The following is a 21,215-nucleotide window of genomic DNA, read 5'->3' as shown; positions in this document are numbered from 1 at the left end:
GCGTCGGATGTGTATAAGAGAGACGAACGACCGCATCACCCAGGACTACGTCGGCGATGTGCTGGCGCAGCACGCCGACGTAGTCCTGGGTGATGCGGTCGTTCCGTTCGAGGCGCGCTAGGCGCCTTCGGTCCTCGGTGCGGTCCTCTTGGAGCTGGTCGATGATCGCGTTCTCGCGCGAGCCGAGGCGCTGCATGCGGGTCGTGATGATCGCGCCGACGACGGTGACGATGACCACGAGGTAGGGCGCGAACGTCTGGATCACCGGGAGCCACTCAGGCGTCTCGGTTCGGAGCATTCGACCGTCCTCTCGAGGTGCGGAGGAGCGTGAGGAAGATGAGCGCCGGGAGGATGTAGGCGGTCGCCGAGAACCAGTCACGCGAGGGCCGGTGCTCGACTGCGGAGACGGTGTACCCGAGCAGGTAGGCGACGCCCCAGCCGAACATCAGCCCGATGAGGAACCCCCACGCGAGCGCGTCGTCGCGGGTGAAGGCCCGGTAGATGCAGCCGGCCGCGACCGTCAGCCAGACGCCGCCCCAGACCGCGATCGGGAAGTTCGCCGAGATCAGCTGCAGACCGATCGGGAGCTCGTCGGGCGGCCCGCCGATCGGCAGGTAGGCGACTCCGCGGGCGAGGCAGTAGATGCCGCCGAGGAGCAGCGCGGCCCCGCGGTTCCCGTTCAGGAACCGGACCAGGGTGCGCATGACTCAGCGCTCGGCGGAAGGCACGTCGCCGGCCTCGGGCGGCTCGGCGTAGTTGGCCGTGACGGCGCCGATCGCGCGGACGCGGTTGTCGACGTTGGTGAGGCGCTTCTCGATGCGGGCGAACGAGCGCGCGCCGGCGACCTGCATGATGTAGACCCGGGAGAGCAGGTCGTCGGTGGTGAGCTGCACGCCGTTCGCGTCGACGTGCTGCAGGTCCTCGCCGGTGTCGCCGAGGACGTTGAGGGCTTCCTGGATCTTGCCGAGGTCGGTCATGTTCTCCTCCTGGAGAGTGTCGGTGTAGCGGCGGAAGTAGATCTCGGGGTCGCGTGCGACGCCTTGCGGGTCGCGGACCTCGAAGTGGAGGTGCTTGGCGGTGACGTTGCCGGTCGCGCCCTGCACGCCGATCGCCTGGCCGGCCTTGACGTGGTCGCCGACCTTGACGAGTGCCTGCGACTGGTGGCAGTACCAGGTCTCGTAGCCGTCCTCGTGGCGGATGCGGGTGCGGCGGCCGTAGGCGCCGGCCATCGCGACATCGACGACGACGCCGTCGGCCGCGGCGTAGATCGTGTCGCCGTTGCCCCAGCCGTAGTCCTGGCCGTAGTGGATGGCGGGCGAGGTCTTCGTCGGCAGGTCGCCCTTGCGCGGGCCGAAGCCGGTGTTGATCGAGCCCGGCGAGGGCCGGGCGGTGAGCATGAAGGTCACGGCGTGCTCCTAGTGGTCGTTGGCGATGAAGAGGCGGCCGTCGGAGGCGACGGTGAGGTTCCCGGTCGGCGAGCTCGCGCGGACCAGGCGGCCGTCGGTGGCGACGGTGAGGTTGCCGCTGCCGGACGCGACGCGGGCGAGGCGGCCGTCGGCGCCGACGGTGAGGTTGCCGCTGCCGGTCCCGGGGTCGCCGGGGTCTCCGGTCCCGGGGTCGCCGGGGTCCGTGGGGTCGGCGCCGCCGGCGGTGATGAACTTGGTGAAGTCGACGCGGCGGCCGGCGCCGTCGAGGCCGTGGACGTGGAGGTGGACGTCGCCGCCGTAGTCCGCGCCGTTGGCGGAGGCGCCGGACCAGCCGATGACGGCGCCCTCGTCGTAGTGCTGCGCGGCCGCGAACCGCGACTGGTGCTGCACGACGATCGCGACCATCGGTCCGGCGGCCTCGGGCGGGTAGCCGGCGGCGGGGAGGATGCGGTTGAGGGGCTGGTCGAGGATGAGGATCGAGCGGCGGCCGGCGGAGCCGACGGACCCGGCGGCGTACTCGCCGCTGCCGCCGGAGGTGCGCAGGGTGCCGGCAGCGGGCGCGCGCAGCGGCGTGCCGTAGCCGAGGGGGTAGTCGATGCCGCCCGCGGAGTAGGAGCCGTGGTCGGCCCAGGTGCCGGTGACGCGGTAGCCGGCCCAGGGGTTGTAGGGCATCAGCTGCTCGGCAGGTTGTGCAGGTAGATCGCCTTGCCCTTGAGCTCGATCCACGCCCCGTCCGCGCCGTCGGGCCCGGTGATCTGGACGCCGTCGCGGCTCATCGTGATCGTCGCTCCGCCGCCCTCGATTCTGAGGCCGTTCTCGTTGAGTCGGACGGTGCTCTCCCAGGCGCGGATCTCGAGCGGGACTCCGAAGCTGGTGAGGTACCCGGTGCTGCTCTCGTAGAAGAGCTGCATCGACTGGCCCGTCTCGCCGGACTGCGAGGCGACGAAGCGGCCGCCGCCCTTCACGTGCACGCGGCCGACGACGTCGAGCTTGCCGTAGACCTTCTGCGACCCCTGGCGGGCGTCCTCGCCGTCGGGCTTGCCGACGATGAGACCCTCGGGCGAGGTGATCTCGAGCGCGCCGCGGGAGACCGAGGAGAACCCGATCGGCGCCTGCGCCTGCAGGGCGTGGATCGCGTCCCAGAGGCGTGCGAGCTCACCGCGGTCGACGTCGTTGATCTTCACGGCTACCTCTTCTGGACGGTCAGGGGGACGTTCCCGGAGAGGTCCCAGCGGTAGGCGATGACCTGGTGCTGGTGGCCTCCGGGCGGGCTGTCAGGGATGTAGAGGTCATCCCTGACGTGCAGGGAGATCCGGTCGCCGAGGCGCAGCTGGGCGAGGTCCCGGCCGCCGGCCGTGGCAGGCTCGGCGCGCATCGTGTAGGCCCACTGCTCGATCGGTTCGCGGTTGGTGACGAGGTCGGAGATCGCGTGGTCGTCGAGGTCGGCCTGGTCGTCGATGTCCTTGTAGGAGTCAGCGCGGTCGCGGATCATCGCGGCCGAGCCCGAGTAGCCGTAGGCGAAGCCGACGCGCATGCTCGCCTCGGACCCCTTACCGAGGCCGATGCTGCCGGTGCGGAGGTCCTGGCCGTTGAGCCGATAGCGGACGCCGCTGAGGGGCTGCTCGGGCGCGTCGAGGTTGAACTCGAAGTCGCCGGACTCGAGGTGCGGACTGCCGGTGCGGACGACCCACTCGATCCCGCCGTCGGCGCGGTAGCGGGGCTCGAAGTCGACGTCGGGGCCCTCGTTGAGATTCTGGATCTCGGTGAAGGCGCGTTCAGCGGTCCAGAGCTCGTAGAACCACCAGGTGCGGTCGATCGGGCCCGAGCCGTCGTCGGGCAGCACGAGGGGCAGGTTCCACTCGCCGCCGCGCCCCTGCGTCGCCTCGAGGAGGATCTTCCGCAGGGTCGCCGCGTGGCTGCGCGCCGTGACGGAGCGGGTGCCGTTGGGGTAATCCTGCGGGTTCGCCGGGTAGAGGAAGCGGTTGGAGAGGAAGTCGCGCACGCAGACGCTGCGGATGGTCGCCTGCTGCTTGGCTCGGTCCCACGGTTCGAGGGAGTGGATGTAGCCGGCGTACTTCGGGACGCCGTCCCACGCGGCGACGATGATGCGGTTCCAGAGCGGCCCGAGCAGGCCCTTCCAGTTGAACCCGTCGTCGCGCTGCAGCTGGAAGGTGTGGGTGCCCTGCCCGACGCCGTTGAGGACACGGTCACCGGAGGAGGCGATCGGGCGGACGTTCGCCTGCAGGAGGTTCCCGTTATGGCCCTCGTGGATGCTGTGCGTCCAGACCATGCGCGCCTCCTAGACGTAGGTGTCGGTGAGGTAGGTCCTCAGGTCCGCGTCGACGGCGCCGGAGAGAAGGTGCCTCACCTGCTGGCCGTTCGAGATGGTCCACTGGCCGGGGCGGGAGATGCCGCCATAGACGACCTCGCCGTCCACCCGGAGGGTTGTGTCGCGCAGGTCGATCGCGTGCGTCTCGCCGCCCCTGAGGGCCCGCGTGACGGTGAGCTGCTGGCCGACGGGCCCGGTGATCGTGTAGCCGTTGGGCGCGAACCCCTCGACCTCGAAGCGGGGGATCGCGGGGAAGTTGCCGTAGTGGAAGGCGGCCTCTCGCTCGAAGGCGCGCTCCTCGCCGTACTTCCGCGGGTCGGGGTAGCGCAGCTGGATCTGCCAGCGCGCGAGACGCGGATTCTCGGCCAGGACCGCGAAGGTGGGCAGCGACGTCGCTAGCTTCCCGCGGGCCCACTGCGTGACCTGGCCGCGCTCGACGGAGACGATCTTGGACGCGCCCGAGGAGACGATCCCGGTGAGGTACTCGCCCAGCTGCGCGGTCTTGCCGGGGGTGGGCGAGACCGCGTAGCCGGAGAAGGAGGTGACCCGGGCCGCGAGGTAGGAGGGAAGGTCGTACTCGCCGTGCTGCCCGTCGCGCTCGACGGACGTGAAGCGGATGTCGACTCCCCCGTCCCAGCCGGTGAAGCCTCCGGGCTCGAGGAAGAACCCCGTGGCGAGGCCGCGGCCGCTGCCGTGGATGGCGAGCCCGTTGACGGTCACGAGCATTAGCGAGCTCCTCGCAGTTCGTAGTTCAGCTGGTCGCTCGCGACGCGCGCGATCTCGCCGGCCGAGGTCCCGTCGCCGCCGTAGATGTTCTGCGTCACCTGCGGCCCGCCTCGGTTCGCGTTCCCGATGTCAGGGTCGACCGTCGCCCCTCGGGGCAGGGTGAGCAGCTCGGGGCCCCGCTCGCCGACGATGACCGAGCCGGCGCCGGTGACGGTGCCGCCCTGCCAGAGCATCGGGATGTTCGGGATCGAGAGGGAGATGCCGATCGCGTCGCCGACGACGCCGGTGATGCCGTTGACGCCGTCGATGAGGTCGTTGATCGGCCGGATGATGTTGTTGATGAGGTCGGTGACGAAGGACACGACGCCTTCGAACGCGCCCCGGATGACGTCCCCGATCGTGTTGAAGACGGTCGCGAAGGTGTCGCCGATGGTGTCGAGGATCCCGGCGATCGTGTCCCAGGCTCCGGTGAAGAAGGAGATGATCCCGTTCCACAGGCCCGACCAGACGGCGCCGATGAGGGCGCCGACCGTGGTGAAGACGGCGAGGACGAGGTTGATGTAGCCGGTGACCGCGCCGACGATCCAGTTCCAGACGCCGCCGACGAAGTCGCCGATGCCGGTCCAGAGGCCGTTCCACCAGGCCGAGATGATCGCGCCGATGATCTGCAGGCCGCTCAGGAAGTTCGTGAAGACCTCGGAGACCCAGGTGGTGAAGCCGGTCCAGATCTCGACGATCCAGTTCCCGAGGCCGCCCCACATCTCCGACCACCAGGCGCCGAAGGCGTTGAGGCCGTCGGTGATCCAGCCGATGAAGCCGCCCCAGATGTCGGTGATCGTGGCGACGACGGTGTCCCAGTTGAGGACGAGCAGGACGATCGCGGCGATGAGCGCGACGATGCCGACGACGATCCAGGTGATCGGGTTCGCGAGCAGCGCGATCGTCGACGCCCAGATCGACGCCGTCCAGGCGACGAACGCAGCGACCAGGCCGACGCCGATGACGCCGGCGATGACGCCGACCGACTCGGTGTTCTCGCCGACCCAGGTGCCGAGGTCGTTGAGCAGCGGCATCGCCGCGGTGAGGCCGTCGCCGAGGGCGGTGAAGACCGCGGTGGCGATCGGCTCGAAGGCCTCCATCGCCTTGTTGAGCGTGATCTGCCAGCGCTCGGCGAAGTCCATCGTCTCCTCGCCGACGCCGAGGATGGTGTCGCCGGTGGCGCCGGTGGCCGACATCAGGTCGTCCATGTTCAGGACGCCGTCCTGCAGCGCGCCGACGAACTGAGAGGCGCCCTTCGTGCCGAAGACCTCGGACGCGAGGTTCAGCGCGGAGGCGGTGTCGCCGGCGTCGACGAAGGACTGGATCTCGCCGGTCACGCGCTGGAAGGCGGCCTGCGGCTCCTCGCCGTCCTTCGCGAGGTTGATCATGCCCTTCGACATCGACCCGAGGATCGCGGTCGAGTTGAGGCCAGCCTTGTCGAGCGTGCCCATCAGCGACACGGACTCGTCGAAGCCGAAGCCGAGGTTCTGCAGCGCGGGCGCGACGGTCTGCACACCGGACGCGAGCTCGTTCATGCCGACGCCGGTCGCCTGCGACACCTGGAAGAGGCTGTCCATCGCGCCCTCGACGGCCTGCCCCTCGATGCCAAAGGCGGTGAACGCGGCCGACGTGGCCTGCACGTCGACGGCCTCGCCGAGGATGCGGCCCGCCTCGAGGTACTGCTTGCCGACGGTCTCGAGGGTGTCGCCGGACAGCCCGAGCCGAGTGTTCAGGTCGGCGACGGTCTGACCGGCCGCCTCGAAGTCCGTCGGGATCGAGGTCCCGATGTTCTTCGCGACCTCGGAGAGCCCCTCGAGCGCCTCGCCCTGCGCGCCGGTCCCGACGCGGATGGTGTCGGTGATCTCGTCGAAGGTCGACCCGATCTCGTACAGGCCCTTGAACGCGCCGACGACGCCCGCGACGATGCCGGCGCCGGCGAGCGCCTTGACCATGCCGCCGCCGAAGCGGCCGCCGGCCTTGTCGCCCTCGCCGGCGGCCGCGTCGGCGGCTCCCCCGAACTGCTTCGCGATCTCGTCCTGGATGCCCTCGAGGGTCGGGACGAGGCGCATGTAGCCGGTGACGACCTCGTTGCCTTCGGGCATGCGGACCTACCTCTCGTCGTGCGCGCGGTGCGGTGTCGGCGGTCGGCGGGTGAAGCGGCCGCGGGAGTCGCGCGGCCGGCCGGGCGGTGCTGGCGGTGTCTTCGCCTGCGCGTCCCACCAGCCGTCAAACTCGACGACGGGGATCGCGTCGCGGCCGAGCGTCTGGGTGCGCTTCTTCTCCCACGGGCGCGGGATCGGCTTGGGTCGCGGCGCGGTCTTGCGGCCGGCGCGCTGCCAGTTGCCCTGCGCGAGGGTGTCGGCGATCATCGCGAGCAGCTGCTCGCCGATGTCCCAGCGGAGCCCGTGGACGGACTCCGAGGTCGATGACTCCGGGCGCTGCTCCCAGCGGCGGATGAGCAGGCGCAGCTCGAACCAGCTGAGCCGCTCGGTGCCGATGTCGTGCAGGTGGAAGCCGGCGAGCACGAGGTCGGTGCGGATGGCCTCTGCGTGCTCTCCGGTCAGGAGGTCGAAGAGGCCGAAGATTCCCCCAGCTCGATCTCCGAATCGCCCTTCCAGGCGCGGATGAAGTCGTTGAACTGGTTCCGGTCGAGCTCGTCGATGTGCTCGAGCTGCTCCTCGGTGAGGATCCCCTCGAGGAGGGTGAACGTCTGGTCCGCGCCGGCCAGCTTCCGCGACTTGCGGATGGCTCCCATCGGGACGTTCTCGAAGCGGGGCGCGACGATTTCGAAGCCGTCGGGCAGGGTGTGGTGGAACTTTTCCAGGGTCATCAGGAACCTCTCATGGGTCCAGGAACAGAGTGGTCACCGGGCGGGGGCGGGTTCCTGGGGCGCCCCCGCCCGGTGGTCGGTCAGGCGGAGAAGACGCCGTCGTCGGTGAAGATGTAGATGTTCTGGCCGTCGGCGTCGGGGTAGGTCGCGAGCGTGACGGGCAGCGTGATCGCGCCGGTCGCGGTGAGCGGGATCTCGCCGCGGTTCACGACCTGCGCGCGCGGGGCGACGATGAGGACCCGGCGGTCGCCGTCCTTGACCTTGAAGTACCAGGCCTTGATGGGCAGCTCGTTCTTGCCGAGCGAGGCGCGCATCTTCGTGCCGGAGGAACCGGTCGCCGGGGTCACCTCGACCTGGTCGTCGCCGAAGTAGTTGCGGGCCGACTCGGCGTTGAGCTCGAGGTGGGTCCAGGCGATCTCGCCGGTGAACTCGGAGAGGATGCGGCGGATCTCGGCGCCGGACCAGTCCTTGATCGTCTCGGTCGAGTCTGAGGGGGTGATGGTGACGCCGTCCTCGTTGACGTAGCCGGAGTCGCCGAGGCCGGCGCCGGTGAAGTCGTCGATGTCGTCGAAGACGGTGTCGAGCTCGGGCCCGGTGAGGATGGCTCCGGTGGCCTTCTGATCGGGCGCACCGACGAAGACGTTCTTGTTGCTGACAGGCATGGCTGCCCCTTTCAGGCGTGGTGGAGTGGCCGCGGCGCGCGCGACGAGGACCGCCCCCGGCGGGGACGGAGCGAGGGGGTCGTCAGAGCTCGGTGAGGCGGCTGTCGACGACGAGGGTGCGCGTGTAGCGGTTGCGCTTGGTGACGGGGTCGGCGCTGTTGGCTCCTCCGCCGAGCGAGCCGACGCGGTAGACGAGGATCCCGGGGAGGTGGTCCTCGCCGACGAGGGAGCGGATCAGCGCCGTCGCGACGCGCATGAGGCGCGCGGTCTCGGTGAGCGTCGGGCCGAAGCATTCGATGGTGATCTGCTGGCCGATGAGGACCTGGTCGCGGGTGTCGGTGCCACCGGTGTCAACGACGCGCACGTGCAGCCCGTCCTCGACGCGCCCGGAGACAGTCGCGGCGAGCCCGTTACCCGCGAGGCCCTCGGGCAGCCAGCCGATGAGAGCGGCGGCGAGCTCGGGCTCAGCGAGCAGCTCAGCCACGACGCACAGCCCCGAGCGCGGCCGCGAAGATCGTGGAGTCCTCACGGACGGCGTCGAACGCTTCGGCGGACACGGGACGGACGATGGTGGAGACGCGGTCGAAGCCGTAGAGACGCTTCGGCTCGAAGCCTTCGCCGAGCTCGTCGGCGGCGCGCTGCCCGGCAGCGTCGACCCAGTCCGCGACCGCGGGGGACTGCAGGATCTTCGCCATGCCCTTCGAGTTGAACTGGAGGCGGGAGACGTTCCTACCGGCCATGGGTCCACCTCCGCAGCACGAACAGGGTGTGGGCGAGCGCGCCGGTGGGCGAGGGGACGCGGCTGGGCTCGCCTTCGACTTCGTAGTCGACGCCGGCGTACTCGATGCGGTCTTCGGCGGTCACGTCGACGCCGGCGGGCGCGGCGACCTGGTACCCGGTCGCGACCGCGAGGCGGTCGTCGGTGACCTCGGTCGAGGTGATTGGTTCGAGCCAGCATCCGGCGATGGTGATCGTCTCGGGGGTGGCGTCGTAGTCGCGGACGCTGGTGCCCTGGTCGTCGATCTGCGGGTAGCGCTTCCGGGTGATCGTCATGCGGGCGAAGGTGGAGAGCATCAGGGGGTCCAGCCGATCCGGTAGGTCGCGAGCTGCTCCTGCTCGTGGGGGAGGAGGACGGTGCCACCGGCGACGCCTGCGGCGGTCGTGGACCAGGTGACGGACGCGGAGAGGGTCTGCTCGCGGACGATGCCGAGGGGCGAGCCGAGGGCGCGCGCGGCGATCTGCAGCGTGAGGTCGGCGACGGTGGCGGGGACCTCGTCGTAGCCGTGGGTGAAGGTGGCGACGATGCCGCCGAAGCGGTCGGTCCAGCGGCGGCCGCGGATGAGGCCGAGGCCGGAAACGTCGAGGGTCGCGATGTCGACGGTGGTGCCGCGCTCGACGATGCTGACGAGGTCGACGAGCCGGAGGGTGGGGAGGACGAGGAGGTCTCCGCCGGGTCCGTCGAGGCGGACTTGCAGCTCCTCGACCTTCGCGATGTGCCAGCCGCAGTGCTCGCGGATGAGCGCGGATGCGGCGGCGAGCGCAGTGTCGAGATAGGGGTGGCTGGTGGCGGTGATGGCGCCCAGCGACCGGGCGGCCATCTGCTCCTTGGTGGCGAAGGCCGTGATCACTGGGCGCCGCCTCCTACTTCGTGTCGGGCGCGGGCGCCTGCTTGTTGGCGGGCGCGGTGGCGGCCTTGGTGCGGGTGACCTTCTTGGCGGCCTTCCCGTACGCCTTCGCGTCGGCGTCGGAGAGCTGCAGGGTGTGGGTGATGCCGTTGATGTCGACGTCGTACTCGTCCATGTCGGACCTTCCTCTGAGGAGTGTGCGGATGAAGGGGTGGCGGGCGCGGGGGTGAGTCCGCGCCCGCCGGGGTGGGCTAGACCAGGGTCACCTTGGCGATTGCCGACGGGATCCGCACGGCGAGGGCGAGGCGCTCCTCGATGCGGGTCGTGATGATGTTCTTGGTGAACTTGCCCGCGTCGCTGTTGGTCGACTCGACCCGCACGCCGCCCTTGCGGTAGACGGTGGTCGCGGCCTTGAATGCTCCGACGACGACGGTCTTCGCGGGGACGGCCGCGGAGACGACGGTGTTGACGCCCCACAGCGGCGGCTTGGAGACCACGCCGCCGTTGCCGTACTCGCCGGAGAAGAACCCTCCGCCGTAGTACTGCTGGTTCGCGTCCTTCGCGAGGCGGAGTGCCTGGTAGTCGACCGGGTTGATGATGATGCCCTCGGCGGTGAGGCCGGTGGCGGTCTCGATGGCGGTCAGGGCGCGGAAGATCGTGTCCTGCGCGGTGTCGCCGGTCGCGGCCTGGTTGACCACCTGGATCCCGGAGCGGTTCAGGACGCCGGTGATGTTGGTGCCGGTGCCGTCGCCCGAGAGCAGCTGCGCCTCCTCGGCGAGGGAGAGGAGGTAGAGGCCGCGGTTGTTGATCTCGGAGACGAAGAACGGGACGTCCTCGACCATCTCGTCGGAGGTGTCGAACCAGGCCGCGATCTTCGACAGCTTGTCGGTGATCGGGGTCGGGTTGACGATGTGAATCTGCGGCTTCTGGCCGCCCTCGGCGACGGTCGAGAACGCGCCCTCGACGGCACCCTCGACGTAGTAGGTGACCGCGGTTCCGCTGATGCTGCCGGTGCCGAGCAGGTCGGAGACCGTGGGGCGGCGGTAGCTGCGGACGATGGTCTGGTCGACGTCGGTGAGCACGGGCCCGAAGGACGGGCCGACGGTGTTGACGTCGGACGCGGCCTTGTACTCGGGAGCGTCGACGGTGCGGCCGCGGGTCTTCAGCTGCAGGAAGCCGAGCTCGCCGACGCTCTTGGCGAAGTGGTCGCCGAGGGTGCGCGCCTCCTTCGGCTGCGGGGCGGGCGACTTCTGCTCGGGCTCGAGCTCGCCGAGCGACTTGAGCAGGCCGGCCGACTTCTCGGCCGCCTTGATCTGCTCGTCGATCGACTTGACCTCGGCGACGCGGTCCTCGACGGACTTCGCCTCCTCGGAGGTCATGTCGCGACTGGCGGCCTTGGCGCCGTCGACGGTGTCCTGAGCGGCCTTCAGGGCGGCCGCGCGCTTCTCGATGAGGTTCATCGGGTGTTCCTTTCTGCCCTACGAGAGGGCGAGGATGTGGAGTTCTGCTGCGACTGAGCTGACGGACGGGATGAAGCTCGGCTCCTCGGCCGCCTTCGCGTTGGCCCCGGGGGGCTCCTCGGCGTCGGCGGTGTTGGCCGGTGCGTGACCGCTGGCCTTCTCGCTGTCTTCTGCGGGGAGGGTGGCGAGGACGTTGCTCAGCAGATCGACTGCTGAGCGGATGTCGCCCTCGTTCTTGGCCGACAGGGTTCTGCCGGCCTTCGCCGCGTCGACGAGCGCTTCCGCGTTCGCCTTCACGGCGACGACTGAGGTGTCCTGGTTCGCGCCGATCGGCACGAACGAGAACTCGTAGACCTTGAGCTTCCGGAGCTCGTTGGCCTTGGCGCCGTCCTCGAGCTCGACGGCGCCTTCGTCGAGGACGTCGTACGCGAAGGACAGCTGCGAGAGACGGCGGCCCTTGACGAGGCGGTACACCTGCGGGCCCTTCGGAGAGTCGAGGTCGAACTTCCCGCGGACGCGCCAGCCGTGGTCGTCCTCGCTCATCTCGAGCGCCTCGGCGACGTAGAAGTCGGGGTCGTCGAGGCGGTGACCGAAGAGGCCGGGGAGGGCGTTGCCGGACGCCTCCCACTCGGCGATGGTGTCCAGGAACGCGCCCTTCGCGACGATGTCGCCGTAGCTGTCGGGCGTCCTGGTGAACGTGGACGGGTAGACGATGAACTCGCCCTCGGCGAGGCCGTCGTCGGGACCCGCCTTGACGTTGACGGGGACGGTCTTGGTCTCCATGGGGAGCCTCCTAGTAGCTGATCGAGACGCCGCAGTTGCAGCCGGAGACGCCGTCGGCGCCGAGGACGGGGTCGCCGGGCCAGTCGGCGCCGTTGGAGAACTGCTCGTCGATGCCGACGGTCTCGCCGTCCATCGCGGCGTGATCGGGGCGAGGGTTGTCGCCGGTCTCCCACGTCTTCTGGGCTGCGCTGCCGGTGGTCTGCTGCGCGGCTTCGACAAGTGCGAACCCGGCGAGACCGGCGACGAGCGCGGTCGCGGCGGATCCGGTGCGCGCGGACTCGGCCTCGGCGAAGACGTCGGCGGGGTCCGCTTCGTCGTCGTCGATGGCGTCGTCGAGCCGCTCCTTGGTGGTGGAGTTGATCGCGCCGGCGCGCGAGTCTGCGACTGCGCGGAGGAACGCGCGGGTGCGGTCCTCGTCGTAGTCGCCTTCGGTGAAGCCGAGGCGCTTCGACTGCTCCTGACCGAGCTCGGTGGCCGTGGTCATCGCGAGGGCGTAGAGGTCGTCGGAGAGCTCGCGGTCCCAGCGGGCGCCGTCCCAGTAGGCGCCGGCCGCCTTCGCGCCGAGGGCTCCCAGGACCGCTCGTCGTTGCCGGGCGAAGAACGCGGAGAGGACTTCCGCGGCCTTGTCGACGTAGGTGCTGGTGTCGAGGTCGTCGGACTTGAGCGTGACGCGCGCCCGCTCGGCGCGGCCGCTCTTCGTCGCGATCGCGGGGTGCGCCTTCGGTGCGGAGTCGCGGGGTGAGGCCTGCCCGCCGATGAGGACGTTCAGCGGGACGACGAGCTGCGCGGCGTCGCCGCCGAGGGCTGGCATGTTGCTGCGGGAGCGTGCCTCGTCGGCAGTCATCCACGGGCGGCCGACCGAAGAGGAGAGCACGGCGGCCTGCTCCTCGAAGGACCCCTGCAGCTTCTCGGCGATGTTGAACTCGGCGTAGACGTGCTCGGTGTCGGTGACGCGGGGGATGAGGAACGCGTTGATGCGGTCCTCGATCATCGAGATGATCGACCCGAGGGTGTCGCCGTAGAGCATCTTCCGGAACTCGCGGACGTTGGAGAAGTTCGCGTTGTCGAGGAGGCCGACCATGGTGGGGTTCACCTGGTAGACGGCAGCGACAGTCGCGAGCGCGAGCTTCGACCCTTGGATGTACTCGTCCTCGTGGGCGCTGAACCCCGGCCGCTTGTACTCCATGCCGTCCTCGAGGATCGGCGTGCCGCCGGCCTTCGGGGCGTCGTCGCCGGCGTAGTTCGCCTTCCACGCCTGGACGAACCGCTCGCGCACGCCGGGCTCCCACTTCGCGCCGACGGGGCGGGTGAGGTAGCCGCCGATGCGGCCGCCGCGGCGCCACATCTGCTCGCGGAAGGTCATCGCGTGGACCTGCTCGGCGAGGATCTGCTTGAGAGCTTCGACGGGCGACGACGAAGACGTCGGGGATCCCGGGTTCCAGCCGTGGAACCAGACGAGGTCGGGGAGGTCGATGCGCGTCGGCTGGATCTTCCCGGGCGGCGTGAACTCGACCCAGCCCGGGGTGAAGACCGAGCCGCCGCCGCGCGCGGTGATCCACGCGGGGGAGAGGGCGGTGAGGGTCCAGCCGGAGGGCGCGTCGACGTCGGGCGCGAGGAGCCAGAACGCCTCGTCGTAGAGCGCGAGATCGGCGACGAGGCCGAAGATCAGCTCGTAGGTGGTGGTGTCTGCGTTCGGCCTGCCGAGGAGGCGGGCGGCGCTGTCGTCGCGGAGTCGGCGCCGGTCGGTGTCGGAGACACGCTCGAAGACGTGGACGCCCAGCTGCGCGACGTTCCTGGCGAGGAACGTGACCACGGTGCGGAGGTACGGCTGCGTCCGCCAGAGCTCGTCGATGGGCATCCCCAGGACCGTCGACTTGAGGTCGTTGCCCCAGATGATCTGCTGGTAGTCGGTCTGGTTCCCGCGCAGGAGCGAGATGACATCGCGGATGCCGGCCATCGCGCCTCCATTCACACGACGAGGAGGTCCCCGTCTTCGTACGCCGACCGGAAGGTCTGCGGTTCGTTCATCAGCAGCCAGAGCGCGCCGATCGCGGCCATGAGCGGCGCGGCGTCCTCCGGAGATCTCTTGCGGTCGATCGCCCAGCCGTCGCCAAGCGCCTTGATCTGGGCGGTCGCCGCGGCGATGTCGAGCGGCGCCTGCGCGCCGTGCGTGAGCGTGACGACGTCGTCGCCGTCGTCGAGGGTGTGGCGCAGCGCGTCGTAGAACTGGCCGCACGCGCGCGACAGCTCGGCGTCCTGCCAGGGCTCGAGCGTGATGCCGGCCCGCTCGAAGTCCGCGACGAGCGAGGACACGGGCGCGCCGCGAGTCTGCAGCGTCACGAGGTCGGGGGCGACCTGCCGGTCGGCGTGGAGCAGCCACGGGATGACCCACTCGGTGCCCGCGCGGCGCGCGGCGAGCTCCACGCGGCGCCGGCCCTGGTCATCCCAGAACGCGATCGCGATCGACGCCCAGGTCCGGTCGTGCGACACGTCGACGCAGTAGGCCGCGGCGCGGGTCTGGTCGCGGGTCACGCGCTGCTCGAGCGCGCGCTGCCAGGCACCGTTCGGGAACGGTCCGGCGCCGGCCGAGTTCACGAACTGGCAGAGGACCTCCGTGCGGAACTCCCACTCGGGGTCCGTCAGCGCAGCCGCGGCGATGGTGCGCTCGGTGAGCTCGGTGTGTCCCATCGACGGGTTCGCCTCGGCCCAGCCGTCGCGGTCCCAGATGCCGCGCTGCACGCCGTCGACGTCGCCCGCTGACCACTCGAAGAGACCGATCGAGTCGACGTCGACGTCCTCGGCGATGTCGTCGGGCAGGGAGTCGAGGACGGTGCCGGTGATCGCGCCGATCGCGACGTCGCGCAGGTGCCGCAGCACCACCGACGCGGCATCGCCGGCGTTCGAGACGCCCCACACCTGGGCGCGCTTGCGTGCCATGGATGTCTTCGACGTCGCCGACCACGCCTTCCAGTCCTGGTGCTCGCGGAGCTCGTCGAAGATGATGAGGTCGCCGGAGAACCCGCGCCCTCCGCGGCGGTTCGCGGCGGCGATCTTGTACCGCTCGCCGCCGTCGAGGAGAAGCAGCTGCGAGCCCTTCCCCGCCTTGAGATCCTGGATCTCGTTCGCGAGCTCGGGGACCGCCTCGGCAACCGCGACGGCCTCGCTCCACGCCTTCTCGGAGTGGTCGAGCGACACGCTCGTCCCGAGGATCATGCGGGCGCCGTCCTGGAACATGCGCCACAAGATCAGCGACGTCAGCAGCGTCGACTTCCCGTTCTGCCGGGCGACCAGCAGCAGCACCGTGCGGAACCGGAACACGGCGCCCGGGCCGGGGAGAATCTCGAGGGCGTGGATCAGGAGCCACCGCTGCCACTCGAGCAGCCGCGGGAACAGACCGAGATAGTCGGTGTCGTCGCTCGGGTCGCGGTGCGCGTCGAGCTCCTCGAGGCGGTCGCGGATCCAGTCCGTGAACTCAATCACCTCGAAGCCGAGGGACGTGTCCGCGGTCAGCGGCCGCAGAGGCGGCGTGTACAGGCGGGGGATCGCGCAGCCGTACCGTCTACCGCGCCCGCTTCTCGGGCCGCTGGAACTTCGAGACGTTGCTCGGGCTTTCGGCCGCGTCTGGCTGGCTGCCGCCATCGCTGCCTCCAGTCGAGTCGGGGACGAAGCGCAGGGAGCGCAGCTCGCGCAGCAACCGCACGGACGGGGTCGCGCCGAGATCGGATAGCACGCGGGACAGGGCACGGTGAGCGGCGCGCGCGGCCGGCCGGTCGCCCTCTGCGAGGGACACGTCGACGTCCTCGGCGAGGAGTCGCGCCTGCGCGATCGAGGCGGCGTCCGACTCCTTGAGCCACTTCGCGGCGGCGATCGCGGAGTCGACCGCCGTCCTCATGGTGACGCCCACCGTCACGGGGTGAGCGTCACGCTCGACCGCCATCTGCTCGTCGCGCTCAGCGGCCTTGCGCGCCCGGTACCGCCGCGCCCTGTCGGCGTTCTTCGCCTTCCGCTCCGCTTCCGTCTGCACGAGACCTCCGCTGCATCAGGCGTGACGCGCACGCGACGTCTTGAAGTGGCTCACTCCCGATGGGGGAGATCTCTGCCGGTGGAGTGACCTGGGCCGTCGTTGCTGGCGATCGCGACCCCCCTACCCCTACAACCGGAGCACGCCGCGAACTGCGAGGAAGATGCTCGGGGAGTCGGGCGCGGGCCGTTGTGTCGCGAAGGGACGATCAGTGCCGTGATCGAAGTACTCGACCTGCAGGATGGCGCCGTCGTGTGAGAAGCGCCACCGCATGCCGCTGCTCGTCACCTCGACGCGGTCAAACCGCCGGATGGCATCGACGAGCCGGTGATAGTCAGAGTCGTCCATGGTCACCATGCCTCGGAGGTCTCGCCGATGCTCGCGATGGCAGGTCCGTCGCCCTTGCCGCGGTTGCAGCGGTGGGCTGTGGGTTGGACGTTACCGGGGTCGAACTCGAGGTGTGGGTGAGTGATGACGGGGAGGCGATGGTCGAGCTCGAGCGCGTCAGGGGTGTTGGCGGGCGCGTCGTAGTCGATGTGCTGCTGGCCGCAGATGGCGCAGGCCGCGTTCTGGGCCTTCCATCGGGCCTTGTGCTCGGCGCGGAACTCGGTGGCGCGGCGGCCGTGGGTGCGGGCCATGCTGCTCCCGCCTGATGAACTAGTCGGTCGGCTTCCGGCGCGCGAGCATGTCGATGCGGCGGGCGTCAGCGACGTAGACGTCGTCGAGAACGAAGCGAAGAACAGTCAGGGCGTCCTTCGCGTCTTCCTCTGTCGGAACATCGTCGATCTCGCCGTGCGCCATGTCATTCCCGAGGATCCGAAGGACGTGAGCCATCTCTCTGGTGCCGTTGCGGATGTGCCCGTCGCTGTGCAGAACGTTGATCTTCTGCACGAGGGATCCAGTCTCGATCTTCTTCTCCCGCGCTGTGGCCTCGATCGCGCTTCGCACGAGGAGGAGCACGGCACGATGAGCGCCGACGCTGAACGCGTCGTGGGCCTCCTGAAGGTAGCCGGCGACGCCTTCGGGCAGGAAATCGGTATCCGCCTTCAGGAGCGGAGGAGGCGACCAAGTCTGGACCGTCATGCTCTCCCCCTTCGTGATCGCTTCGCTGCCGACATAGGTCGTCCCGACCTCGCGCTTGTAGCTGTCTTTTGCGGATACCCCGGTTACTACGTTGAACTTCTTGCAGGCATCGCAGGTCGCAGCAACTTCGAGCTCGTACCGGTAGTAACTGCCCTGCCCGGGGTCATCAAAGCTCACCCCGGAGACCCGAGCGACTTGCGCAGTGAAGTGGGTCGAGTTGGCGCAGAAGGCGCAGATACCGGTGAGCACGATCCTTAGCATGACAGGCCAGTGGGGCGGGCGCCGTGCCGTGTCTCGACGGCTGTCGGCGCCCGCCCTGGTGACCCGTGCTGCCCGAACCCGGAGGGTCAGTACCGGGCCGGGGCCGGAAGGGTGCGACCCCGGGAACGGCGAAACCCACCGGGCCGCTGTGCGGTGGTGGGTTTCGTCGTGATCATTACTCTGGCGGGCCTCACACCGTGCCTGTCAAATCTTCGAGGCAAATCGGCTCGATTTCTGGTTGACGATCGATCGGCGCAGCCATGCGGTGAGCTCGGCTTCGTCGATCTCGACATGCTGATCGCCGATGCGGCGGTGAGGCATGCCGTGTCGCATCCACCTCTGGATGGTCCAGCGGGAGCGGCGCACTCGGCGTGCTGCTCCACGGACCGAGTACACCTCCTCGGTCATGCGGCGGCGGCCGCCGGCGGCTGGTGGCAGGTGCAGGTGCAGTCGGCGGGCTCGTCGGTCTCCTGGTTCCAGGCGTCGCCGTGGCAGGCGCCGTGCTTTCCGACCTCGCACTCGGGGTTCAGCTGGTCAGCCACGGTCGCCCTCCTCAGAGGTGGGCGGGACTGGCTCGGAGTAGGTCTCCCAGACACGAGGACGAGCGCGGAGGAGTCTGCCGCCCGTCGCCTTGGCGCAGATCAGAGCTCGTTCGGGAATCTCGTCCTCGTGCACACCGCCGTCCGCATCGGTCCAGGCGTACTCCCACTCCTCCGCCGTCTCTACGGTGCGCGAGGCGTGCTCGCCCGGGTCGTTGCAGTGGCCCTCGGTGTCGGCGAAGCAGCCGTGCTGGTGGGCCGGTGCGGGGCACGTTTCCGACCCGTCGCAACCGGGGCAGGCGTCGTCTAGTGCGGCGAGCCCGGCTTCCGCGGTGCGCACCCGGGCGAGTAGGGCGGGCGCGGCATCGGCGAGGTGCTCGACAGGGTAGCTCCACTCGGGGTTGGACTCTCGACGCGCGAGCAGCTGGTCGATCGCGTCGAGGTCGGCGTCCTCTCGCGGGAGAGACGCAGGCCGCTCGTTCCATCCGCGGGTGTACGCGATCCGCAGGGTGTCGCCGGCGTGGCCGGGGAACACAGCACGGGGGAAAGCGTCGAGGGCCCAGCGCTCGGCGTCCGGGGTCAGGGGCTCGGTGTCAGCCACGATCAACTCCGTTCTGGTTTTCGATCAGGCGGAAGCGGACGTCGAGCGAGTGAGCCGAGACGCGGGTCTTCGCGCCCACGGGCCGTCCGCGCTGGTCGACGGAGACGACGAGGAACGAGCGCGGGCTGCCGCCGAGCTTCGGCTTGTGCCGCTCCTGGAGTGTCGTCTGCCGCTGGTTGTCGTGCAGCCGGAGGACGCGCACGCGGCGGTGGTTCATGCGGTAATCGCGCTCCTCGAAGACTAGGCCGATGTACGGGTCGATGGGGGTCTGGTCAGCCACGGTTGGCTCCTTCGGTGTAGGTGATGCGGGGGTCGCCGGCTGCGATGTGGAAGCCGATGACGGCGGCGGCCGCTGCGGCGATCGCGGCGAGGGCGAGCAGGGTGGCCTTCATGCGGGGGCTCCTTCGGTGAGGACGTCGTCGGTCTCGACGTCGGTGGCGGGGGTCCACTGGCAGTAGTCGCAGCGGATGGTCTCGACGTTGTCGACCGTGCGGGTGATGACGAGGCGGCGCTCGTCGCAGACGGGGCAGGCGACGGTGCGGGGTCGGACGAGCGGCGGGTCGACGGGGAAGCGGCCGCGGATGATCTTGATCATCTCGGCGAGCTCGTCGTACCAGACGACGATCGTGTCGAGGGCGGCGATCTTCGGGCCGTGGCCGAGCTCGAAGCGGATGAGCTCGGAGAGGAGGACGTCGGCCTTGCCGAGGTCGGTGTCGCGGGGGAAGCCGGGGACGTCCTCGTCGCGGCGCCACCGGTCGAAGAGGAACGCGGGCGGGGCGACGTGCAGCTCGCGGGCGTGGTTCTTGACGACGTCGGCGAGCTGCCCGAAGAAGGTGTCGGTCGCTTCGACGGCCTGCTCGTTGAACGGGAGCTTCCAGGTGCGGGACGAGTCGACGCGGTCGGACTGGGCGAGGGAGGAGCCGAGGCCGGGGGTGCGGAGGGTGAACGCGTGGAGGGCGAGCTCGTGGCCGTAGCGGAGCCAGTACCGGATCCGGGAGTAGCAGGGGCCGCAGAGGTGGCCGTAGCGGGCGGCGGCGGGGTAGCAGCCTCGGCAGACGTCGGTGCCGGGGCAGTCGTCTGCGTGGACGTCGCGGGCGGCGTGCAGTCGGGCGCAGGGGGTGATGGTGGGGGCGGCGTCGAGGAGGGCGAGCTGCTGCAGGGTGGTCATGGTGGGGTCCTTCCTCAGAACGGAGGGGTGCTGCTGGGTGGGGTGTCGAGCTCGTCGATGGAGACGTCGCCGATGTCGGCGAGGGTGGTGGGGTAGCGGGCGCCGCACTGGTGGGCGGGGAGGATCGCGATCGCGTAGGGGGTGTGCCTGCGGAGGGTGATCGCCCAGCGGCGGGAGAGCCGGTAGGTGCCGACGATGGTCTTCTCGAGGAGGTAGGTGGGCCGGTCGAGGATCGTGCAGGCGACCTCGTCGACGGGGGTGATGGGGGTCGGGTCGACGCGGGCGGGGCCGAGGAAGACGCCGTCGATGTCGTCCCAGTCGTAGATGAAGACGGGCTCGGAGCAGCGGGGGCACTGGTCGGGGCGCGGTTCTTCGGGGCCGCGTCTCATGGCCGGCTCCGGGGTCCGCAGTGACCGATATCGGTCCTGGTGACGTTGAGGCTCCCTGCGCGAGTAACAGGAGTTCCCTTAGTTCCATCAAAGAGCTGCGTCATGCTGAAATATCGGTCACTATCGGTCACTGAGGGGTGAAAAGTCCAGGTCGGCTGCCGTTTCTGGCAGTGACCGATCGCGATTTGGTCGGTCACTTTCGGTCACTTTCGGTCACTGGGTGGGCGGGGTGGCAGTGACGGATCGAGTGTCCGTTCAGTGACCGATCGGCGAGGGTCAGAATCCGGTCCACGGCGAGCTCTCCTTCGGCTGCTCGGCGTCGCTCTCGTCGCTGTAGAGGGTGACGTTGGTGTAGAAGCGGCGGCCGTTGGAGCGGGCCTCGCCGACGGCGAACTCCTGCCGGAGGCGCCGGCCGAACGCCTGGCCGACGAGCTCGTCCTCGTGCTCGGAGCGGCACCACTTCGAGTACTCGCGGCGCAGCTCGGCGGTGTCGACGCGGACGTACTCGCCGCCGCCGATGCGGCACCGGTCTTCCATGAACCGGGCGAGGTGGTCCTCTTCGGCGGCGTATGAGGCGGTCGCCTCGCGGACGGCCGCGGGGGAGCCGAGGCCTTCGCGGACGGCGTCGGCGTAGCCGCGGACGATCCACGCGAGGATGCCGGGGCCTTCGTCGCGGGCGAGGATCGACTGCAGGTCGTCGACCTTCTCCTCGTCGGTGATCTGGTGCTCGAAGGGGATGAGGCGCAGGCGGCGCCAGAACGAGAAGCCGCCGGATGCGACCGCGGGCTGGTGGTTGCCCATGAGCCAGAGGGTGTGGGTGGGTTCGAAGGTGAAGAAGTCCTGCCGCATGAAGCGGGCCTTGATGCGGTCGCCGCCGGTGAGGGCCTTCATCTTCGCTTCGTCGAAGCGGGTGTTCTCGTTGACCTCGGACGCGACGACGAGGCGGCGGCCTTGGAGGTCGGCGAGCTCGGTCTCGTGCTTGTCGCGGCCCGCGAGGAGGAACCCTTGGGGGGCGGAGGTGGCGTAGTCGCCGAGGACGCGCATGAGCGTCTCGAGGAACACGGTCTTCCCGTTCTGGCCGCCGCCGTGGAGGAAGGGGAGGACGTGGTGGGCGGTGTCGCCGTGCGCGGTGATCCCGGCGAGGCGCTGCATGAACTGGATGAGGTGTCGGTCGGACTGGAAGGTGACGTCGAGGAACCGGTCCCACTGGGGGGTGGGGAGGTCGAAGTCGACGGTGACGGCGGTCTGGCGGGTGTGCATGAGGGCGGGGTG

31 protein-coding genes are annotated in these 21,215 nt (G+C 69.8%); all 31 read right to left on the bottom strand.

The features are described from left to right. The coding region (locus C5C30_RS16260; RefSeq protein ID WP_146081563.1) for a hypothetical protein at window positions 1-265 on the bottom strand (265 nt) is incomplete at its 3' end. Between the two features lie 10 nt (window positions 266-275). After that, window positions 276-704 carry a hypothetical protein gene (locus tag C5C30_RS16255; protein WP_104334114.1) on the bottom strand — a complete coding sequence of 143 codons (429 nt, stop codon included), beginning with the start codon at window positions 702-704 and terminating at the stop codon, window positions 276-278. A gap of 3 nt (window positions 705-707) precedes the next feature. After that, a complete protein-coding gene (locus C5C30_RS16250) occupies window positions 708-1,397 on the bottom strand; it encodes a M23 family metallopeptidase (protein ID WP_104334115.1) in 690 nt (229 codons plus the stop codon). Between the two features lie 18 nt (window positions 1,398-1,415). Further along, window positions 1,416-2,099, bottom strand: coding sequence for a hypothetical protein (locus C5C30_RS16245; RefSeq protein WP_104334113.1), 684 nt, complete (start codon window positions 2,097-2,099; stop codon window positions 1,416-1,418). Next, on the bottom strand, window positions 2,099-2,611 hold the full coding sequence (locus C5C30_RS16240; protein ID WP_104334112.1) for a hypothetical protein: 513 nt from the start codon (window positions 2,609-2,611) through the stop codon (window positions 2,099-2,101). The genes C5C30_RS16245 and C5C30_RS16240 overlap by 1 nt, the downstream gene beginning before the upstream one ends. A 2-nt stretch (window positions 2,612-2,613) precedes the next feature. Then, window positions 2,614-3,717 (bottom strand): hypothetical protein, encoded by a 1,104-nt coding sequence (locus C5C30_RS16235; RefSeq protein WP_104334111.1) that lies wholly within the window; start codon window positions 3,715-3,717, stop codon window positions 2,614-2,616. 9 nt (window positions 3,718-3,726) lie between these two features. Beyond that, on the bottom strand, window positions 3,727-4,482 hold the full coding sequence (locus C5C30_RS16230) for a hypothetical protein (RefSeq protein ID WP_104334110.1): 756 nt from the start codon (window positions 4,480-4,482) through the stop codon (window positions 3,727-3,729). Beyond that, entirely contained in the window at window positions 4,482-6,623 is a 2,142-nt protein-coding gene (locus C5C30_RS16225) for a phage tail tape measure protein (protein WP_104334109.1), read from the bottom strand. The genes C5C30_RS16230 and C5C30_RS16225 overlap by 1 nt, the downstream gene beginning before the upstream one ends. A gap of 6 nt (window positions 6,624-6,629) precedes the next feature. Beyond that, window positions 6,630-7,046, bottom strand: a complete 417-nt coding sequence (locus C5C30_RS16220) for a hypothetical protein (RefSeq protein WP_104334108.1) — start codon at window positions 7,044-7,046, stop codon at window positions 6,630-6,632. Window positions 7,047-7,081: 35 nt separating this feature from the next. After that, a complete protein-coding gene (locus C5C30_RS16215) occupies window positions 7,082-7,351 on the bottom strand; it encodes a hypothetical protein (RefSeq protein ID WP_104334107.1) in 270 nt (89 codons plus the stop codon). Window positions 7,352-7,431: 80 nt separating this feature from the next. Further along, window positions 7,432-8,013, bottom strand: coding sequence for a hypothetical protein (locus C5C30_RS16210; RefSeq protein ID WP_104334106.1), 582 nt, complete (start codon window positions 8,011-8,013; stop codon window positions 7,432-7,434). 82 nt (window positions 8,014-8,095) lie between these two features. Beyond that, the gene (locus C5C30_RS16205) at window positions 8,096-8,497 is read right to left on the bottom strand and encodes a hypothetical protein (protein ID WP_104334105.1); all 402 of its coding nucleotides are present in this window, start codon (window positions 8,495-8,497) and stop codon (window positions 8,096-8,098) included. Continuing rightward, window positions 8,490-8,753, bottom strand: coding sequence for a hypothetical protein (locus C5C30_RS16200; RefSeq protein ID WP_104334104.1), 264 nt, complete (start codon window positions 8,751-8,753; stop codon window positions 8,490-8,492). Before C5C30_RS16200 ends, C5C30_RS16205 begins: the two co-directional genes overlap by 8 nt. Beyond that, window positions 8,743-9,087, bottom strand: coding sequence for a hypothetical protein (locus tag C5C30_RS16195; RefSeq protein WP_104334103.1), 345 nt, complete (start codon window positions 9,085-9,087; stop codon window positions 8,743-8,745). Before C5C30_RS16195 ends, C5C30_RS16200 begins: the two co-directional genes overlap by 11 nt. Further along, the gene (locus C5C30_RS16190) at window positions 9,087-9,641 is read right to left on the bottom strand and encodes a hypothetical protein (protein WP_104334102.1); all 555 of its coding nucleotides are present in this window, start codon (window positions 9,639-9,641) and stop codon (window positions 9,087-9,089) included. Before C5C30_RS16190 ends, C5C30_RS16195 begins: the two co-directional genes overlap by 1 nt. A gap of 13 nt (window positions 9,642-9,654) precedes the next feature. Next, window positions 9,655-9,813, bottom strand: coding sequence for a hypothetical protein (locus tag C5C30_RS17840; RefSeq protein ID WP_181131608.1), 159 nt, complete (start codon window positions 9,811-9,813; stop codon window positions 9,655-9,657). Window positions 9,814-9,889: 76 nt separating this feature from the next. Further along, window positions 9,890-11,098 carry a phage major capsid protein gene (locus C5C30_RS16185; protein ID WP_104334101.1) on the bottom strand — a complete coding sequence of 403 codons (1,209 nt, stop codon included), beginning with the start codon at window positions 11,096-11,098 and terminating at the stop codon, window positions 9,890-9,892. An 18-nt stretch (window positions 11,099-11,116) separates the two neighbouring features. Continuing rightward, window positions 11,117-11,881: an HK97 family phage prohead protease gene (locus tag C5C30_RS16180; RefSeq protein ID WP_104334100.1), complete on the bottom strand. Its 765-nt coding sequence runs from the start codon at window positions 11,879-11,881 to the stop codon at window positions 11,117-11,119. 10 nt (window positions 11,882-11,891) lie between these two features. Beyond that, window positions 11,892-13,838, bottom strand: coding sequence for a phage portal protein (locus tag C5C30_RS16175; protein WP_104334099.1), 1,947 nt, complete (start codon window positions 13,836-13,838; stop codon window positions 11,892-11,894). A gap of 11 nt (window positions 13,839-13,849) precedes the next feature. Next, on the bottom strand, window positions 13,850-15,361 hold the full coding sequence (locus C5C30_RS16170) for a terminase (RefSeq protein ID WP_104334098.1): 1,512 nt from the start codon (window positions 15,359-15,361) through the stop codon (window positions 13,850-13,852). A gap of 79 nt (window positions 15,362-15,440) precedes the next feature. Then, complete coding sequence (locus tag C5C30_RS16165; RefSeq protein WP_104334097.1) at window positions 15,441-15,905, bottom strand: hypothetical protein; 465 nt, start codon at window positions 15,903-15,905, stop codon at window positions 15,441-15,443. 126 nt (window positions 15,906-16,031) lie between these two features. Further along, entirely contained in the window at window positions 16,032-16,250 is a 219-nt protein-coding gene (locus C5C30_RS16160) for a hypothetical protein (protein WP_146081562.1), read from the bottom strand. A gap of 2 nt (window positions 16,251-16,252) precedes the next feature. Beyond that, the gene (locus C5C30_RS16155) at window positions 16,253-16,540 is read right to left on the bottom strand and encodes an HNH endonuclease (RefSeq protein WP_104334095.1); all 288 of its coding nucleotides are present in this window, start codon (window positions 16,538-16,540) and stop codon (window positions 16,253-16,255) included. Between the two features lie 19 nt (window positions 16,541-16,559). Continuing rightward, window positions 16,560-17,234, bottom strand: a complete 675-nt coding sequence (locus C5C30_RS16150) for a DUF4145 domain-containing protein (RefSeq protein WP_181131606.1) — start codon at window positions 17,232-17,234, stop codon at window positions 16,560-16,562. A gap of 216 nt (window positions 17,235-17,450) precedes the next feature. Then, window positions 17,451-17,579, bottom strand: a complete 129-nt coding sequence (locus C5C30_RS18130; RefSeq protein WP_258066022.1) for a hypothetical protein — start codon at window positions 17,577-17,579, stop codon at window positions 17,451-17,453. Window positions 17,580-17,650: 71 nt separating this feature from the next. After that, the gene (locus C5C30_RS17835) at window positions 17,651-17,788 is read right to left on the bottom strand and encodes a hypothetical protein (RefSeq protein WP_181131604.1); all 138 of its coding nucleotides are present in this window, start codon (window positions 17,786-17,788) and stop codon (window positions 17,651-17,653) included. Continuing rightward, complete coding sequence (locus tag C5C30_RS16145; RefSeq protein WP_104334093.1) at window positions 17,781-18,386, bottom strand: hypothetical protein; 606 nt, start codon at window positions 18,384-18,386, stop codon at window positions 17,781-17,783. The genes C5C30_RS17835 and C5C30_RS16145 overlap by 8 nt, the downstream gene beginning before the upstream one ends. After that, window positions 18,379-18,666 carry a hypothetical protein gene (locus C5C30_RS16140; RefSeq protein ID WP_104334092.1) on the bottom strand — a complete coding sequence of 96 codons (288 nt, stop codon included), beginning with the start codon at window positions 18,664-18,666 and terminating at the stop codon, window positions 18,379-18,381. Before C5C30_RS16140 ends, C5C30_RS16145 begins: the two co-directional genes overlap by 8 nt. Window positions 18,667-18,774: 108 nt before the next feature. After that, window positions 18,775-19,554 (bottom strand): hypothetical protein, encoded by a 780-nt coding sequence (locus tag C5C30_RS16135; RefSeq protein WP_104334091.1) that lies wholly within the window; start codon window positions 19,552-19,554, stop codon window positions 18,775-18,777. Window positions 19,555-19,568: 14 nt separating this feature from the next. Next, window positions 19,569-19,943, bottom strand: coding sequence for a hypothetical protein (locus C5C30_RS16130; RefSeq protein ID WP_104334090.1), 375 nt, complete (start codon window positions 19,941-19,943; stop codon window positions 19,569-19,571). 276 nt (window positions 19,944-20,219) lie between these two features. After that, the coding region (locus C5C30_RS16125) for a phage/plasmid primase, P4 family (protein ID WP_258066021.1) at window positions 20,220-21,215 on the bottom strand (996 nt) is incomplete at its 5' end.

This window comes from Rathayibacter sp. AY2B5 (assembly GCF_002931645.1).
Classification (GTDB): domain Bacteria; phylum Actinomycetota; class Actinomycetes; order Actinomycetales; family Microbacteriaceae; genus Rathayibacter.
Note: the sequence above shows the minus strand (reverse complement) of the source record. Positions and strands in the feature narration are given on the sequence as shown.